The 17,246-nt window shown below is 52.4% G+C and carries 17 protein-coding genes; 7 read left to right on the forward strand and 10 right to left on the reverse strand.

Features of this window, described 5'->3' with window-relative positions:
* Positions 1-15 precede the first annotated feature (15 nt).
* From QME66_06735 to QME66_06765, 7 genes are all read left to right on the forward strand, one after another.
* Positions 16-450 carry an Hsp20/alpha crystallin family protein gene (locus QME66_06735; GenBank protein MDI6808659.1) on the forward strand — a complete coding sequence of 145 codons (435 nt, stop codon included), beginning with the start codon at positions 16-18 and terminating at the stop codon, positions 448-450.
* A 115-nt stretch (positions 451-565) separates the two neighbouring features.
* Positions 566-3,043 (forward strand): endopeptidase La, encoded by a 2,478-nt coding sequence (gene lon, locus QME66_06740; GenBank protein ID MDI6808660.1) that lies wholly within the window; start codon positions 566-568, stop codon positions 3,041-3,043.
* Between the two features lie 116 nt (positions 3,044-3,159).
* Positions 3,160-5,004: an ABC transporter ATP-binding protein gene (locus QME66_06745; GenBank protein MDI6808661.1), complete on the forward strand. Its 1,845-nt coding sequence runs from the start codon at positions 3,160-3,162 to the stop codon at positions 5,002-5,004.
* Positions 5,005-5,007: 3 nt separating this feature from the next.
* A complete protein-coding gene (locus QME66_06750; protein MDI6808662.1) occupies positions 5,008-6,033 on the forward strand; it encodes a glycosyltransferase family 9 protein in 1,026 nt (341 codons plus the stop codon).
* A 31-nt stretch (positions 6,034-6,064) separates the two neighbouring features.
* Positions 6,065-6,847 carry a radical SAM protein gene (locus QME66_06755; GenBank protein ID MDI6808663.1) on the forward strand — a complete coding sequence of 261 codons (783 nt, stop codon included), beginning with the start codon at positions 6,065-6,067 and terminating at the stop codon, positions 6,845-6,847.
* 3 nt (positions 6,848-6,850) lie between these two features.
* Positions 6,851-7,432: an HAD family hydrolase gene (locus tag QME66_06760; protein MDI6808664.1), complete on the forward strand. Its 582-nt coding sequence runs from the start codon at positions 6,851-6,853 to the stop codon at positions 7,430-7,432.
* 69 nt (positions 7,433-7,501) lie between these two features.
* Entirely contained in the window at positions 7,502-8,155 is a 654-nt protein-coding gene (locus QME66_06765) for a DUF502 domain-containing protein (protein MDI6808665.1), read from the forward strand.
* On the opposite strand, the gene QME66_06770 is transcribed toward QME66_06765, so the two are convergent.
* The 10 genes from QME66_06770 to QME66_06815 all read right to left on the reverse strand — a co-directional run bounded on the left by QME66_06770 (position 8,058) and on the right by QME66_06815 (position 17,078).
* Positions 8,058-9,254 (reverse strand): O-antigen ligase family protein, encoded by a 1,197-nt coding sequence (locus tag QME66_06770; GenBank protein ID MDI6808666.1) that lies wholly within the window; start codon positions 9,252-9,254, stop codon positions 8,058-8,060. The genes QME66_06765 and QME66_06770 overlap by 98 nt on opposite strands.
* A 7-nt stretch (positions 9,255-9,261) precedes the next feature.
* Positions 9,262-10,302 (reverse strand): lipopolysaccharide heptosyltransferase II, encoded by a 1,041-nt coding sequence (gene waaF / locus QME66_06775; GenBank protein ID MDI6808667.1) that lies wholly within the window; start codon positions 10,300-10,302, stop codon positions 9,262-9,264.
* A 229-nt stretch (positions 10,303-10,531) separates the two neighbouring features.
* Positions 10,532-11,410, reverse strand: coding sequence for a glycosyltransferase family 2 protein (locus tag QME66_06780; protein MDI6808668.1), 879 nt, complete (start codon positions 11,408-11,410; stop codon positions 10,532-10,534).
* A gap of 29 nt (positions 11,411-11,439) precedes the next feature.
* Entirely contained in the window at positions 11,440-12,516 is a 1,077-nt protein-coding gene (locus tag QME66_06785) for a hypothetical protein (GenBank protein MDI6808669.1), read from the reverse strand.
* Positions 12,517-12,570: 54 nt separating this feature from the next.
* On the reverse strand, positions 12,571-13,212 hold the full coding sequence (locus QME66_06790) for a class I SAM-dependent methyltransferase (protein ID MDI6808670.1): 642 nt from the start codon (positions 13,210-13,212) through the stop codon (positions 12,571-12,573).
* Between the two features lie 83 nt (positions 13,213-13,295).
* Entirely contained in the window at positions 13,296-14,405 is a 1,110-nt protein-coding gene (locus QME66_06795; GenBank protein ID MDI6808671.1) for a saccharopine dehydrogenase NADP-binding domain-containing protein, read from the reverse strand.
* A 137-nt stretch (positions 14,406-14,542) separates the two neighbouring features.
* Positions 14,543-15,481, reverse strand: coding sequence for a 4Fe-4S double cluster binding domain-containing protein (locus QME66_06800; protein MDI6808672.1), 939 nt, complete (start codon positions 15,479-15,481; stop codon positions 14,543-14,545).
* Positions 15,482-15,622: 141 nt separating this feature from the next.
* Entirely contained in the window at positions 15,623-16,189 is a 567-nt protein-coding gene (locus tag QME66_06805) for a hypothetical protein (protein ID MDI6808673.1), read from the reverse strand.
* A gap of 107 nt (positions 16,190-16,296) precedes the next feature.
* Entirely contained in the window at positions 16,297-16,455 is a 159-nt protein-coding gene (locus QME66_06810; GenBank protein ID MDI6808674.1) for a hypothetical protein, read from the reverse strand.
* A gap of 35 nt (positions 16,456-16,490) precedes the next feature.
* The gene (locus QME66_06815; GenBank protein MDI6808675.1) at positions 16,491-17,078 is read right to left on the reverse strand and encodes a hypothetical protein; all 588 of its coding nucleotides are present in this window, start codon (positions 17,076-17,078) and stop codon (positions 16,491-16,493) included.
* Positions 17,079-17,246 lie beyond the last annotated feature (168 nt).

Genomic DNA, 17,246 nt, shown 5'->3' on the forward strand with positions numbered 1-17,246 from the left:
CGGAGGTGAAGCAGGGTGAAAGACAATAAGGTCAACATTGCAAGGAGTCTCTTTTCGGCAAGAGAATGGATGGAGTATCTCATACTTGATTTCACGAAAGCTACCATTGCAGGCGGCATGGTCTGGCGGCCCAACACCGATGTTTACGAGACCGAATCGGAGTTTGTGGTCAGGATGGACATCGCTGGAATGACCAGAGAGGAATTTGTAATTGTTCTGGATGAGCACTATCTCACCATCAGGGGAGTCAGAAAGGACAACATTCCACCCGGGAAAAAACACTTCCATAAGATGGAAGTGTCAGTCGGTCCTTTTGAACGAAATATCCCGATTCCCATTGATTGCGATCCCACCACAGTCTGCGCCGCATACCGGGATGGAATCCTCGAGGTAAGAATAAAGAAATCCGGCGGGAAGGAAAAGGAGGCGTTTCAAATAAGGGTGGAATGACCGGCATCCGGATGTCCGGCTCGACGGATGGCTTTTGCCGGGCCCGGACCGGCCGACCCTAAGGACGCCCCGGCGGCATTCTGTGAAACGTAAAGAAGGAGGAAGATAGAGAGTTATGCCAAAGGGAGGCCAAAAAACAGCGGCTGAACCCCGGGAAGTCATCGAGATTCCGGCGGAGCTTCCTGCTCTTCCTGTCACGGATACCGTTGTATTCCCGTACATGATGCTCCCGCTTGTCATAAGTGACAAGAAGCTCGTCAGAATGGCGGATGAGAGTCTTGCCACAAACAAGATCATAGCCATATTTGCGAGAAAATACCCGGAGGGAGAGGAACCTGCCGCCGAAGACCTTTATTCAGTAGGAACTGCCTCGACGATCCTGAAGATGCTGAGATTTCCGGATAACTCGATGAGGCTCCTTGTCCAGGGTATTGGCAGGGTGAAGCTTGAAAGCGTCGTGCAGACCGAACCCTATCTCAAGGTGCGGCTTTCGGCCATTACCGAGGACAATAGAAAAACCGAAGAGACAAGCGCTCTCATGAAGAACGTCACAAACCTGTTCCAGAAACTTGTGGAATCGGTCTCTTATCTTCCTGAAGAGCTCAAAGTCCTTTCGATGAATATTGAAGAGCCGGGAAGACTCGCAGATATCGTTGCATCGAATCTCAATGTCGAGGTCGCCAGAAAGCAGGAAATTCTGGAGACAGTTGACGCGAAAGAGAGACTCCAGAAAGTTGCTGTTATCCTGGCAAGAGAGCTCGAGCTCCTCGAAATCGGCCAGAAGATTCAATCCGACGTCAAGACTGAAATGGACAGAGGGCAAAGGGAGTACTACCTGAGGCAGCAGCTCAAGGCAATTCAGAAAGAGCTCGGCGAGGTTGATGAGAGGACGCAGGAGGCAGACGAGCTGAGAGAAAAGATCAAGAAAGCTCAGATGCCTCACGAAGCAGAGGAAGCTGCGCTCAAAGAGGTCGAGAGACTGTCCAAGATGGCCGTTGCCGCAGCCGAGTACACCGTATCAAGAACCTACCTCGACTGGCTCGTCAGCCTGCCGTGGAGTGTGTCCAGCGGCGAGGAGATAAATGTTGGTGAGGCGGCTAAGATTCTCGAAGAGGATCACCACGATCTTGAAAAGGTGAAAGAAAGAATCCTCGAATACCTGGCGGTAAGGAAGCTGAAAAAGAACCCCAAAGGCCCGATTCTCTGCCTTGTCGGTCCGCCCGGAGTCGGTAAGACCTCGCTTGGAATGTCGATCGCGAGAGCCCTGGGAAGGAAGTTCGTGAGGATGTCTCTTGGAGGAATGAGAGATGAAGCAGAGATAAGAGGACACAGGCGAACCTACATCGGCGCTCTGCCGGGAAGAATTATTCAGGGAATGCGGAAGGCGGAATCGAACAATCCGGTTTTCATGCTGGATGAGGTTGACAAAATCGGAGCGGACTTCAGGGGCGACCCGGCCGCTGCACTGCTTGAGGTCCTTGACCCGGAGCAGAACTTCTCATTTTCCGATCACTACCTGAGTGTCGCCTTCGATCTTTCCAAAGTTGTTTTCATAACCACAGCTAATCTGCTTGACCCGATTCCCACCGTCTTGAGGGACAGGATGGAAGTGCTTGAGCTTCCCGGTTACACAAGGGAAGAGAAGCTCATCATCGCAAAGAAGTACCTCGTCCCACGGCAGTACGAGGAGAACGGCATCAGCCAGGAGTCTCTTGTTTTCAAGGACGATGCGGTAAGGGAAATTATCTCAAACTACACCATGGAAGCAGGCGTGAGAAATCTTGAGCGGGAGATTGCAACGGTCTGCCGGAAAGTGGCAAGGCAGATTGCGGAGGGAAAGGATACAAGCGTCAGCCTCACGGCAAAGAATCTGTCTGATTTCCTGGGTCCGGAGAAGTTTTTCTCCGAGATTGCCCAGAGGAACGATGAAGTTGGTGTGGCGACCGGCCTTGCCTGGACGGCGATGGGCGGCGAAATCATGTTTGTCGAAGCTCAGAAGATGAAAGGTGGAAAATCACTTTCGCTTACCGGCAACCTTGGCGAGGTCATGAAGGAATCCGCACAGGCGGCGCTGAGCTATGTCAGGTCGCTTTCGAAAGAACTTGGAGTGAAGGAAAATTTCTTTGATGCAACCGACATTCATATTCATGTGCCTGCCGGCTCAATCCCGAAGGACGGGCCTTCGGCAGGCGTTGCCATGGTCACATGCCTTGCCTCGCTTGTCACCGGGATCCCGGTGAAACACGATGTTGCGATGACTGGAGAAATCACGTTGAGAGGAAGGGTGCTTCCGATCGGTGGTGTGAGGCAAAAAGTTCTTGCCGCACATAGAGCCGGAATCAAGACAGTTGTTCTGCCAAGAAAAAACGAAAAGGACCTGGTTGAAGTTCCGGAAGAAGTAAGAAAAGAGATCAAGTTTGTCTTCGTCGAAAGAATTGATGAAATGCTTAGCGCTACTCTTTCGTCTCCAGTGCTCAAGCCAACTGAGGCGGCAGTTTCGCGCGATAGGGCTCCGTCCCGTGGAGTTGCCCAGGCTCTAAGAACATCGCCAGATGTTAAGAAACAGCACTCCCGGGCCCGCAAGAACACATAGCGGAGGCCTGGGAGAACGGGACGGCTCTCAAGTGGAGCAGTGCCAAGGAATTTCCGGGACACGACACTGATATGCCCCTGTCAGGTGCAGTTCTCCAGATAAGTCCGGAGCGATAGATGACGACCTACGGACGGCTGCTTAGCTACATGAAGCCTTACAAGAAGAGGATCGCCGGTGCCATCCTCTGCATGACCATATATGCAATCTTCAGCGGTTTTTCGATAGGGATGGTCTCACCTTTCATCAAGGTGCTCTTCTCGGAAAAACCCCTGAGCGTTGAGGTCACAAAAGAGAAGTCGGTCTTTGAGGCGGGGGGCCTTGGGGCATTTCAGGCGAAGATTGAAGTGCTGAAGCTCAAGGGGGAAAAATATCTCCTTGCATCAAGGCCGATAGTGTCGCTCGAAAGAATCTGCTTTGTAATCCTCGTGGTCATGCTTCTCAAGAACCTATTCGGCTACGGCCAGTCCTTCTTCATGGTCTGGGTCGAACAGGGGGTAATGCGTGACATACGAAACGATCTCTTCAGACACCTTCACGAGCTCTCTCTGTCCTTCTTTCATTCAAGAAAGACCGGCCATTTGATTTCGAGGATAACAAACGATGTTGGGCTTGTCCGGGACACAATCTCTTCGGGTTTCTTTAACCTCATAAGGGATAGTCTGCTTCTTTTGGTCTGCCTCTTCTGGATATTCTGGGTGAGCTGGAAGCTCGCCGTAGTTTCTCTTCTGGTCCTGCCGCCCAGCATGTTTGTCATCGTGTCGCTGGGAAGAAGATTGAGAAGAAGAAGCACAATAACTCAGGAGAGAATGGCCGACATAACCTCAGTGCTTCACGAGACTATCGGAGGCATCAGGATCGTGAAGGCGTTCGGCATGGAGGATCTGGAGACCAGGAAATTCGAGGGCAGGAACCGGGCATACTTCCGGTCATTCGTAAGGTTAAGAAGGGTGGGAGCTCTTGCCAGCCCGCTGGTTGAATACCTGGGAGTCATCTGCGCCACTGCCGTGCTCTGGTTCGGCGGTCATCAGATTTTCGTGGCAAAGAGTTTGGAGCCGAACCTCTTCTTCGTCTTTGTTTTTGCAATGCTCTCGCTGATGGTCCCGCTAAAAACCTTGAGCAACGTCAATGTGACAATTCAAGAGGGACTTGCTGCCGCGACAAGAATCTTCAGTCTTCTTGATACGAAGCCCATGGTGAACGAGAAGGAGAATGCAATCGAGATCAAGGAATTCAGGAGATCGATCTCCTTCGAAGACGTCACATTCAATTATGAGTCCGGCGATAGAGTCCTGAAGAAAATAAGTTTCGAAGTGAAGCCCGGCGAGGCAGTCGCGATCGTGGGACCGAGCGGCGCCGGGAAGTCAACTCTCGTTGACCTCATCCCGCGCTTCTACGACCCTGTTGAGGGTTCTGTGACGATAGACGGGAAGGATCTGCGAGAGCTCAAGCTGAGCTCGCTGAGAGCGCTCATAGGGATTGTCACTCAGGAGACCATACTCTTCAACGACACCGTCAGGAGCAACATCGCGTACGGAAAGGAGGGAGCAACACGGGAGGAGGTGGAGAACGCTGCGAAAGTTGCACATGCTCACGATTTCATTGTCTCATTTCCGGAAGCGTACGACGCCGTGATCGGCGAAAGGGGTGTTAAGCTTTCTGGAGGAGAGAGGCAGCGGATCGCTCTGGCAAGGGCAATACTCAGGAATCCGCAAATCCTCATACTCGATGAGGCGACCTCGGCTCTTGACAGCGAATCGGAACGATACGTGCAGGAAGCAATACATCATCTCATGGAGAAACGCACTTCGTTTGTGATAGCACACAGACTCTCTACGATTCAGAATGCAACCAGGATTATCGTTCTCGATGACGGCAGAATCGTCGAGGAAGGGACTCACGATGAACTTCTCGAAATGGGAGGCACTTATAAGAAGCTTTACGAAATGCAGTTCGCGACCTAGAAAATGCAGAAATCGGCCCTTGTAGTCCGTTTGAGCTCGCTTGGCGACGTGGTGCTCGCGTCTAGCATTCCTGGAGCGCTTAAGAACGGGATACCCGGGATCAACATTACCTTCGTCACCAAGGCTCAATACGTCCCGGTGCTGAAATACAACCCATTCATTGATTGCCTGATCGGACTTGAGAATAGTGATCTCAGCCCGTCCGGTATGCTTCGGCTCATTTCACGGTTGAGGAGGTCTGAATTCGACTATGTAATTGACCTTCACGGAAACCTCAGAGCGCTGATAATCTCCGGGTTCGCAAAGAGCGGGATGAACGTCAGAGTGAGGAAGGACGGCATAAGAAGAAGGGCATTTGTCCACGGACTGTTTAGAGACAGTTACAGGAGAGAACATGCCGCCCGGACTTACCTGAAAACGGTAGCCGGAATTCTGGGACAGGTTCCGGATCTTGCTCCCGAGGTCTATGTCGGTCAGGACGAGATGCGCAGCGCTGTGTCCTTCGTCGGAAGAATTGACGGACTGAAGTCTCCGGTTATCGGTGTTTGCCCCGGGGCGAGATGGCCGGCCAAGATGTGGGGGCAGGAAAAGTTCGGCCAACTTGTCCGTCTCATCACCCGTGAACTGGGCGGGACGGCTATCGTGTTCCTTGATGAGGCCGGAGTCGTGACCCCCCAGGGGATGGCCATCGAAGAGAATGACAGATCCGTTTTCGCCTTCAGAGGTGAGCTCGGTGTCGTGGCTGCGTTGCTATCGCTTGGCAACGCGGTCGTGACGAACGATTCGGGATTGATGCACCTGAGCTGCGCACTTGGAAAGCATGTTGTCGCAATCTTCGGTCCGACGACGCCGGAGCTTGGTTTTTCGCCGCTCGGAGACGGACACCGGATAGTTTCAAAGGGACTTGCGTGCCAGCCCTGCTCGGTGCATGGTGAGAAGAAATGCAGACTGGGCACTCTGGAATGTATGGAATCAGTATCTGTGGATGGCGTGTTTCATGCCTTGAAGTCGGTCTTGGGCTTATCCTGAAGACTGAACAACTGGAAACTGGAGATAATCTATGGGAAACATTCCTCTTCAAAGCGGAATTGTCTACGGACCGGTGAATTCAAGACGACTCGGGAAGTCACTCGGTCTTAATATACTTCCCGATTCATACAAGTTCTGCACGTTTGACTGCGTGTACTGCCAGTACGGCTGGACTCACGTCCATTCGCTGGATGCGGGAGAAAAGGCAGGCGAACTTCCAAGCCCGGGAGAGATAGACCTGGCACTCACACGCGCGATGGAAGAGCTCGTTGGTAAGAAAACTAGAGTTGATTACATAACATTTTCTGGAAACGGCGAGTCAACGCTTCACCCGAAGTTCCCAGAAGCAGTGGAAATTGCACGCCATCTCAGAGACAGGTACGTCCCCGAAGCGAAGCTTGCAATACTCTCCAACTCCTCCACAGCGAATCGCAAGGACGTGAGGAAAGCGCTTGGGAGACTCGATGTGCGAATAATGAAATTAGATGCGGGCAGCGCGGAGATTATCAGGAAATTGAATCGGCCTTCCGAAGGAATCGAGTTCGAGGCGATTGTAGAGGGGTTGAAGACGCTCAAATCGGTGACAATTCAATCGCTCTTTGTCGACGGGCAGTTCGGCAACTCAGGACAGAGAGAGGTCGAAAAGTGGCTCGCAGCTCTTGAGGAGATAGCACCAATAGAGGTTCAGATATACACGCTTGACCGGGCTCCCGCCTCTGACAAAGTCATCGCAATTGACAGAAAGAGGCTCGAAGCGATCGCGAAGAAAGCTCAGGAGAGAGGCTTCAAAGTAACTCCCTACTGGAGAGAGTAAGACTTGGAAAGAAAGAGGGGCGTTTTTCTTGACAGGGATGGAACGATCATTGAAGACATCCCGTATCTTGGCGACCCAAAAGATGTGAAGCTTATCCCCGGGAGTGCCGATGCAATTAGGATGCTGAACGAAAGAGGCATCGCGGTTGTTGTCATCACCAATCAGTCCGGCATTGCAAGAAAGCTTTTTTCGAGGAATGACCTTGAGGAAGTCCATAGGAGGATGGTGCAGCTCATAAAGGAAGCCGGCGGCGAGCTGGACGGAGTTTTCTACTGTCCTCACCATCCTGAGTTTGACGTCGAATGCGAGTGTAGAAAACCGAAGCCGGGGCTTGTCCTGATGGCCGCTGACAGGCTCAAGCTGGACTTGCCGCGATCATACACAATCGGGGACAACCCGACTGATGTCCTGTGCGGGATGAACGCCGGCACGAAGACCGTGCTCATAAGAAAAGTGCACGACGAGCCAGATCCGGCGCGGGTGGGCGAGATTTCCGCAGCGGATCTGAGGCCGGATTTTGTCGCGGACAATCTCCTGGAAGCGGTCAAGTGGCTGGTCAAGAGAGATGAGAACGATCGCAGCTAGGTTGACCGAATTCTTCCTCTCCCCCTTGGGGAGAGGATTGAGGTGAGGGGAAATAGGTGGGATAACTAGATGTTCAGAAAACTGCAGAAAACGCTGAGAAGCAAGTTCATAGCCGGGATTCTCATTGTCATCCCTCTCGGCATAACCTACCTCATGTTGCGCCTTCTCTTCAACACCGTTGACAACATTCTTGCGCCCCTGCTGACCAGATTGATTGGTTTCAAAATCCCCGGTCTTGGACTTATCGCTACTCTTATCATCATCTTCGCCCTTGGTTTTCTTGCCGCGAATGTCCTCGGGAAGAGGTTCATTTTGTACCTTGACGGTCTCATGCGAAGGGTCCCGCTTGTGCGAAGCATTTACGTCTCGTCCAAGCAGTTTCTTGAAGCCGTCTCTGTTCCCGCGTCCCAGAGTTTCAAAAGAGTTGTGATTATCGAATATCCGAGGAAAGGCATTTTTGCGGTTGGGTTCGTGACAAAGGAACGAGTTGAAGCCCCCGCTGGGTCCGGCAGGCTCACGGCAGTCTTCATCCCTAGTCCCCCTAACCCCGCGACTGGGATGGTGGTTCTGGTCGAGAAGAGTGAGATTATCGACACGGATCTCAACATCGAAGAGGCGATAAAAATTATTCTCTCGGGAGGCGTGCTTTTCCCCGAAGGCCTCGTGCCGAGACAACAAATCCGAGGGCACCAGTCAGCCCCCAAAACAGAAGCGAAAGCGTAGGATCGAGAAGGACAGTACCGAAGACGGAAGATACTACAAGGCAGAAAAGCGAGGCAGACAGGGAAAGTGCGAGTCCACGATCCCTGTTTTCTTTTTTGAGCCCCAGAGAAAACCCCTGCGTCAGAAGAGATGCCAGGAACATGAAATAGCAGAGCAAAGTCAGAATCCCGCTTTCAACACCGACCTGAAGAAAATCGTTGTGCCAGTTACGGACCCTCTTGTCTTGAAGACCGGCAAGATTCGGATAAATCTTCCTGAAAGTGCCAAGGCCGTGGCCCTCGAGCGGTTTTTCCGATATGAGCCTCATTCCCTCACTCCAAATTGTTACTCTCTGTGTTGAGTGAGTAAGCGGGTCCTTCAGAGTAAGTGCACGCTCTCTGAGGGGCGGGACCAGAAGGACCAGTGCGATAAGAATTGGGATTGCGACAAGCAGCTTCTTCCTTGCCAGAAAGGCGGCAAGGAGGACGGACAAGATGAGAGCAGTCCATGCGCCTCTGGTAAAAGTGAAAAAGAGTCCAAAGATAGTTGCTGCAAGCCCTGAGACCCAGGCCGCTTTCGGGAGAAATGTCTTGGTCTCGCGCGGATGTACGAGTTGAAATGCGATAGTTGAGGCAAGGAACACGCCGAGAGTCGTGTATCCTCCGGTGAATGAATGTGCCCTCTCTGTCCTTCCTGTGAAATAGATGAAGAGCCCGTACAGTGAAGCGAGAACGGCAGAAATGAAGAGGAGCCTTGTGCTCTTCTCAATATCCCTGGCATCCCTGATGAAGTGAATGAGCGCGAAGAAAAGCAGCGCTGTGATCAGTTTCGGAATTGCCGCAACGGAAAGACCCGGCGCGACAGACACCGGAACTGAAAGCGAACGAAGAACAATGAATGCGGTAAGGAAGTATCCAAAAAGCGGAATTTCCCTTCTCGCTCTGCAGCCGCCGAGAAAATCAACAATGCAGAGCAGGATGAGTATGTAAAACAAAATTTGAGAGAAAAGAAGAGACAAGATGAGACTGAAAAAAAGTAACTGAATGATTAGATTGGAAGCGTCATGGAGTCTGCTTCCCCGGGAAGTCTGAGCCGGTGTGCTCCTTGCTGTTTCTTCCATTGTCATCCTAGATTCTTCCGCGGTCATGCTCGATAAGGACTGATACCTCGGCGAAAACCTCGTCGACTGATATTGCCTTCATGCATTCGAGGTCTTTGCTGCATGTCTGTTTCACGCAAGGAGAGCAGTCGAGTTCCTTACTGATGAGTTTGCCGCGGCCGTGCCACGGTCCCGTTACGGAAGGATCTCCCGCTCCGAAAAGAACCAGATAAGGAATGCCAAGTGCGCACGCCAGATGCACGACGCCTGAGTCGTTCGCAATCAAGAGGTTCATTCTTCTGAGGACAGCTGAAAGGGAGAGGAGGCTGGTCTTCCCAACGAGGGAAATGGGAGGAGTCTTCATGATCCCGCTCATCCCGAAGGCAATGTGCGCGTCGCTGACGCTTCCAAGAAGAACGATCTTTGCACCAAAGCTCTGTGCGAGGCGGTCTGCGAGAAGTGCGAATCGTTCGACCGGCCATCTTCTTGATGAAGCAAACGAGGATGGCGCGATGGCAACCAAGGGTGCATCGCTCCTCGGTGAATATCCTGAGAGCTCCAGGAGAGGATCGGATTCCTCCTGAGGAAGATCGAGCCGCAAGGGCAAACCATCATCAGGAGTACAGCCCACAAGCGCGGCAATGTCGGCATAGAGGAGCACACGGTGAGTTTTCTTCCGGTCTTTCCTGAAGCGAAGGGCCTTGGTCAGAAGCGGCCGGCGGCACTCGGCAGAATAGCCGATCCTATCACGGGTTCCGGATAGAAAGGCCGTCAATGCTGACGAGAAGGAGTTGGGAAAAATGAGAAACTTATCGAAGCCGATCTTCCTAATTTCTTTCGCAAGGGAGATCGCCCCTCGAAGCGAACCCGAAACCTCTTCCCGCCTGAAAGTGATTACCTCCTCGAACCTCCCGTCATGAGCGAAGAGCTCGCCAAGAGCTGACGGAGCCAGAATGGAGATTGTCGAATCGGGATTTGCGTTCACCACTCCGGTTATTGCCGGGGTGGTGAGTATCGTGTCGCCCAGCCAATTAGGAGTTCTTATGAGAATTGATGGACCTGCGTTCATCAGGTGCTAGTTTCCCCCTTCCGGAACATATTTGAGCTGGTGCTGCACCGTACCAACACTCTGCTGCAACGTGGGATCCTGGTGCCTGAGCGTAACTCACCGGGAGCAGTGGGCCACCCACCTTGGGTGAGCAGGCAGGGGAAAGGTATTCCCCGCCTGCGAACCCTAGTTGGGTCACTGCGGAGGTGGTGAAGCGAAGGTACCAGGTCCCACACTCAACAGCGAATTGCTACTCCTTGAACAACCTGTAGTTCTTGTATTCACCGACTCTGATGCCTGAAACTCTTTCCACAGCGTGAAGAAGGATCTCTCTTGCCGAATGTTCTCTGAATGAGAAATAAGGTCTTGGGGAATAATTCCCGGCTTTGACACTCTCGATCCGCTTCTTCATGACAGCCGGGTGCGTTCCTTCGAAGCGATAGGTTTCATCCTCCTGTACGAATGATTCTCCCTGTTTTGTCCCATGCTCTTTTTCAATCCACTCATCATCATGCCACAGTTTATCGAATTCTCTCGTCTTTTCCCTCATCAGGCTTTCGTCTCGCGCCCAGCCGTAATGAAACATCCTTGCTCCTGCGAGTGCAGCCGTTAGTTTTCTTCCGTTCTTTCTGAATCCCTGGGCGTCCTTCCAGGAGTTGATTCCCCTTCCGGTCTTCACAACCCTGACCTCTCTTCTGTACCATCTTCTGCCTCTTGCGACGGTGCCGTAGCTTCCGTAGAAATGAACGTAGTCGAAGAGTAGCCCGTCAACAGAGGGTTCGTCCAGGAATCTCTCCATCGAGCTTGCCACAGCGGGAGCGTCGTCCTCATGAAGGACTTCATCCGCCTGAACGTAGAAAGCCCAGTCCCCGCTCACTTCTTGAAGGGCTTTGTTTGTCAGAATGGAAAGGAGCTTCCCGCCTTGCCTCAGGTTTTCGTCCCATTCGGATTCCATCAGTTTCACTTTCGGCGAACCGATCTTCCGCAGCAGGGCCAGAGTATCGTCCTCAGAGTTTGCAACATTGACCACGAATTCGTCACAGAGTGGAAGGACGGATTCAATCGATTCGACGACAGGATAGCCGAGCTTCATCGCGTTTCGCACAAACGTGAAACCCGAGACTTTCATCAGCGGTCCTCTGATGAGAATGCCATCATCTAAATCAGCAATTCCCCATTGGTGATGGCCGTTTTCTTTTCTCCGCTTCGAAGGACAAAGTCCAGTCTTTGGCAGACTATCGGATTTCCTTTTGCATAAACAATGTCCTGATGAATGACTTTTCCCGGCGCCGAGAAGTCACGTACTCCGGTTTTCCCACCAAGATGATCGCTTCTGCCGTAGGCCCAGTGAAAACCTGCCTTCTCATCTTCAAGAACATTGCCTGAGACAACCGCTTTGTCATTGCATCCGATGGCAACTTCGGCAATATTGCACATGGCAGGTTCGCCAAGAAATTCACGCCGCATCCTCGCGGCATTTTCTCCATCGCCCTCGACATCCACAATCTTGTTATGTTTAATGACGAAGACAGCCGTTTCCCGGCCAAAAGCAGCCGGCACTCTGCCCTCTGTCTTACTGTTGGGATTCTCGTTCGGCACGACGCACACTTCACCCGATGGCAGGTTCACCACACGGGAAACATCCTTGTCAGTCGTTCTGTGCAGGAACCCGTTATCCTCCATTGGTGTTTTGCGATCCGAAACATCGAAATAGCACTTGTGGCCTGTCGAAAAAATCACCTCGACGCCGATTGACTGCTCATACAACTTTGCCAACAGAACACATTTTCCGGCAACCTTGCCGTAGTCGGCGGATAGCCCGGTCAGTTCCATCGCTTTGTTGACTCCCGGCATGCTGGCCGCACGCAGATCAGGATTCTTCCGTGTGTAACCGTGTAGGGGCGCTGTTGCTGAAAACTCGGGCATGCAAATGACGATTGTTGAATGGAGCATAACATCGCTTATCTTGGTGCGTTTTCCCTCAATGATGCCATACTCCGGCAAATCGCCGTTATTGCACCCGGTTGCTTCGTAGGTCAGCAAAGGATTCACCCGGGCATTGTATTTTCTTGAAAACTCTTTAATTTCGCGATGCCATTCTTCCGCCATCTCACGGCGCTTGCGCCATTCGGCACTGTCGGGTATTTTGCCAACGGGCAAGTCATACATGACAGTGACAACTTCATCCTTGGGAGCAAAAACATCAACAAATAGTTTCTCAAGATTGAAGGCCATATTCTCTCCTTTTCAGTGGGACCTGCGTGAGCGACATACTACAGACTCTCCGGATCATGCTCTTTCTCTCTTAAGTCCCATCATCAGAAACACCGTGAACCGTCTCATTTCACCATCGGAGATCGGTCTGGTCTCTTCCACCGCAGTGGTGTCGAGGACATCATCAAAACCTGCATCCACGAAGGCTCGACGCAGCACTCCTCGTTCGAAACCAAAGTGGAACACGCCGCTATTGTCGCGATGAAATTGACCGTCTTCGAGATCCAGATCGGCGAGGCAAAGCAGGCCTGACGGCACAAGCACACCGTGGAACTGATGGAGAAGCGATTTGATGTTCCGAATATGATGCAGGGTCATACTGCTGACAATCAGGTCGTACTTGCCGGTGAGCGTCTCGTCCTTGTCCAAATCCAGGTGCAGCGTTTTGATATTGGCAAATCCTTGCTTGGCGGCCTTGGCAGCGAAGACGTCAAGCATCCCCTGCGAACTGTCAACGCCCGTTATTGATCGCACCTGCCGTGCCCACGGAAGGGTAAGAAGGCCCGTCCCGCAGCCGAAGTCCAGGACATCCATGGTTGTGCTGAGCGGCACATGACGAGACATGGCAGCGGCTATGTCGCTTGCCAGCTTGACATGGCCCGGAATCTCATCCCACTCACTGGCCTCTTTGTCGAAATCGCGTTTCTCGTTTTTCATATCGCTCGATGTTACTGTAATCGTCCGATTGCGCAACGACGGTATTCAAGCGTCGCCGGAAGCAACCTATGCAGCTACCAGTCTTACGTAATGGTGCTTGTCACCTGAACACCCATCCGTTTCAAATCTTCGAAAAAACGCACCGGTTCGGCCAACTGTCCCATCATCCACAGACCGGGGCGCCGAGCTTGGCCATCCAAGTACTGCAGGAGGCAAGCCACAACAGGAATTGCAGTCAACTCGTAACCGTCGAGGTGCGAGACGGTGGCTTCGACTCTGACTGGTTTTCCGTTCTTCTCACCCAGTGCTTCAATCTTGAGCAAAATAAGGTGTGGCGGTTTCGAGAAATTCTGCATGCCCCACCAGACAAGTTTCCCCATTGGACGCACAGCATGGTCCCCGCCAATTTTCAGACCTGCCATCGCCAGTGGCGAGATGACCCAATCCGTAAACCAGTGAGATCCGGAAATGTAGAAGCCGATTTCCCTGAGTGCCGGATACATCTCTGGCAGGGGACGCAGCTCTTCGAAAAACATTGAATAACATCTGCGCACCCCGATTGCCCCGCCGAAATTCACCCTGCTGCTACTAAACGAACCCGTCTTAGTCCAGCGGCCGTTCTTGAAGACTTGAGCTTGATAGTTCCGAAAAACTTCCATCAGTTCATCCACAGCTTCTGAGTATGGCAGTGCATGACCCATGTTGAGGTAACAGGCAGTGAGAGCGCTATCCATCCGGTCAAGTTGAAGGGCAGCATAGCGCACCATTGCGGCAGGGAGACCCGGATGAAATCCGGCTTCAGTGATGAAACATCGATTGGCGCGTTCGATATCGGGAGCAAGTGATTTCAGCAAAGCCAGTTTCTGCGCGCCAAGTTGGACATCCAGATAGTCCACGCCACTCTCCAACGCAGCCCGAACGACTACCTCGGCGTATTGCGTCGTCGGTGCAGCAACCAGCAGGAGGTCCATGCCGCGAAGGGCTTCACGCACGTTCGCCGCATTTGCCGCGTCCACCCGTACGGGTGAAACCCGCTCGCCCTTGAATTGAGCGTTGAGTTGGTCCGCGTACGCCTGGGCCTTCTCAAGACTGCGTCCTGCCAGGACGATTCGCGCTCCGGATTGCTCCAGGAGATGGCGCGCCAATAATTTTCCTGTAAACCCGCAGCCGCCCAATATCAGGATTGTTGCCAAATGCGTTGCCTCCCAATCGCACTTGCACTCTACATGAAAGCCATCCGCTGAGAAAAGACCAAAAAACCGGTTGCATCGAATCCGAAGGCGGCAATTGTCTTTGAACTGAAATCGGAAAGCTGGCGGTCAGGAGAGCGTCAGGGATTGAGAAGCTCCGGTTTTAGGAAAACGCCCAGGTTGCGGGGGAGGACGTCAAGGGAATCCAATAGTTCGAGCCGTTCCAGTTTTTTCGCGGTCGCAGCAGGCAGGCGATCAGGTGAAGCACCTGCCAGAAGGAGGGAGGTTTCCTCGTGAGAGAATTCCTCATTACCTCCGAACCAATCCAGAAATGGTTTGTCCTCAGGACAGAACTGCTGACAGAGCATGCAGCCCATCACGCAATTGTGCGAAGCGGGGTCTATCCAGGCTGGAAACGGATACTCTTGCGATCTTTCGTTGTGAAATACTATGCACCGCTCGGTGCGCAGAAGAAAACGCTCGGAAGTGATCGCGCCGGTGGGGCACTTAATTAAGCACGCCTCGCATGTTTCGCATCTGTCCATCATGCGCGGCTCGCGCCATGTGTCTGCGGGACAGGGCAGGTCGGAGCAAAAAGGTACGGGCTGGAAAAAGCTCCCCATCCCTGGGACGTAGCAGATATTGTTCCGCCCGTATTCGGCAAGGCCGCTTCCTACAGCAAGGGCTTTCTGCGGCAGTCTGGCCGGAACTACGCGGTGTCCTTCTGGACGAAGCAACTCTGTGAGAATATCTCCGGTCTCCCGGGCAATCTCCCGGTGCGCTAGGTAGGTTGGAGGAAGGGTGAGCGCCAGCGTTTTATCATTCCAGGTGAAGCTGATTCTGGTTTGAGGCCGCGGCACAGCTACTACAATTAGGGAACTGGCCGCAGGAAAATCATCCGGCGGTTTGAATGTGAAAAACGTCAATCGTTCACGGTAGAATTCTTCATCGAAAGCGCCCTGCGCGTGACGGCCTTCGATCTCATCCTGCAAATCCCGAAGGCGCCGGATGGACACGACCCGCCCTTTCAAACCCCGTTCTTCCAACTGAGAATACAATCTCTCTATTGTTCTTTCCATTCTTGAACCTGCTTTCGTTCTCTGTGCGGCATTCTTACCGCCTGATGCCTGACAATCATGCGCGTCGCCGCCGTGCTCCGCATGACGTTGTCGGACGACACCGCGGCTCGGGCGCGGCTATTTGCCGCCGCCTGCTTCCGCTTATTTCGGAATGGATTTTTCCAGATCGGTCAAGTCAGCCCGAAGCAATTCTGCATCCTCTTTCTCCTTCACTTCCGCAAGCTGCTCTTTGGCCGCGGCAAGGCAGTCTCTGGCTGCTCCAGAATCTTTGTGGAGGGCTTCGGCGCGAGCCAAAGCTTCGTAGGCGTAACCCAGGTAAAATGGTGGAAGCTTATTGTCCTTTCCGATCTTCAGGCACTTCTCGCCAAACAGTCTGGCCATTTCGTATTGCCCCGCCAGAGCGTGCACCCTGGAGACTTGCCAGTACCCGACCGAAAGGTTGAGCGGCTTACAGTCTCCCCGTTGTTTCCAGTGCCATAAGGATGCATAGGCAAGAAGCAGCATGTTCTCGACATCATCGGGAGACCTGTCGGGCTTGTCGATGATGGTCCAGCAGTCGTTGAAGTATTGAGTCGAGAGCTTATGGTGGATGTTCTGCATATCGATCCCCTCCATTTCAGCCCCCAAAGCCCAGGCCGCATGCCCCGCGTATAGCGCGAGAGCAGCCAACAGCCCGAGCGCTATCGAAATCCCATGCCATTTCGTCATGAGCACCTCCTTGCTTCACATACTCTCAAAACGTAAGCACCTTGTCCGTTTCCATTGTCCACTGAGTTAGTTAGCTCAACGAGCGTTATTGATGAGGGACAGGATTTTCATACTCTGCTCTCCCTCCTGGATTTTGTCGCGGCAAGGACTACAAACGCACCTTCACCATGGCCATCGCTGACTTCAGCTTGGTAGACTTGCTCGTTTTCATCAAACCAGCGGTCATACTCGTCAGCGTGCTTGTCAAATACGGTTATTCTGTCCATCGCAGCTCTTCTGGTGAAGCGACTTGTGCAGCCGATTAGAGATTTCCGGATTTCAATCTGTTTAACTGCGACATGAAGTTATCGTAATCAATTAGCTTCGCTTCGAATAATGCTTCTTTTTGCCCTGTCAAGACTTCTTTCACCATACCGACCATCGTATCCTGATACAGTTTCAAATCCGACGGACTGACAGTCGCCGGATTTTGGTCATAGGCCAACTCCACTTTCCACAAACGGTCCATCTGTTCATTTCCGATGAGGAGATGTTTGCGATAGACAATATGGACGGCCTTCTTTTGCGGGTGATAACCAATGTAGTAATGATACTCTCTTCTGGGTGCTTCTATGGCCTCATCAATAGAATATTGATTCTTGTCAGGATCGCGCCTGCGGGTGCAACCAAGAACAAACGCAATGACATCGCTTACGGTATGATCCCGACTGCTAATCAGCGCAAAATCGCCTTTTTCCAATAATCCCCCATCGCCTTTCAACATGCTTACGGCAATCTGAGAAATTCGATATCCGCCTGCACCACACAAACATACATGCCCCAAATAGCTGCTGACATCACTGAATCGAACTTCCGCCGTTTCCCGGCCAGGTGCATAGCTGCCGGCCAAGACGCCATGATCATAATGAAATGTGATGGCAGGAATGCTGTAAATGAAGTCATATTTCTGATTCCAACGTGATTCGTTGATAGCGCATTGCAAACATGATGGTGCGCAGACGCCTAGCCTGCTTTATGCATAAACTTACATGAACATGGTATCGAGTGCCACAAGTTA

The organism is Candidatus Eisenbacteria bacterium (assembly GCA_030017955.1).
GTDB lineage: Bacteria > Eisenbacteria > RBG-16-71-46 > JASEGR01 > JASEGR01 > JASEGR01.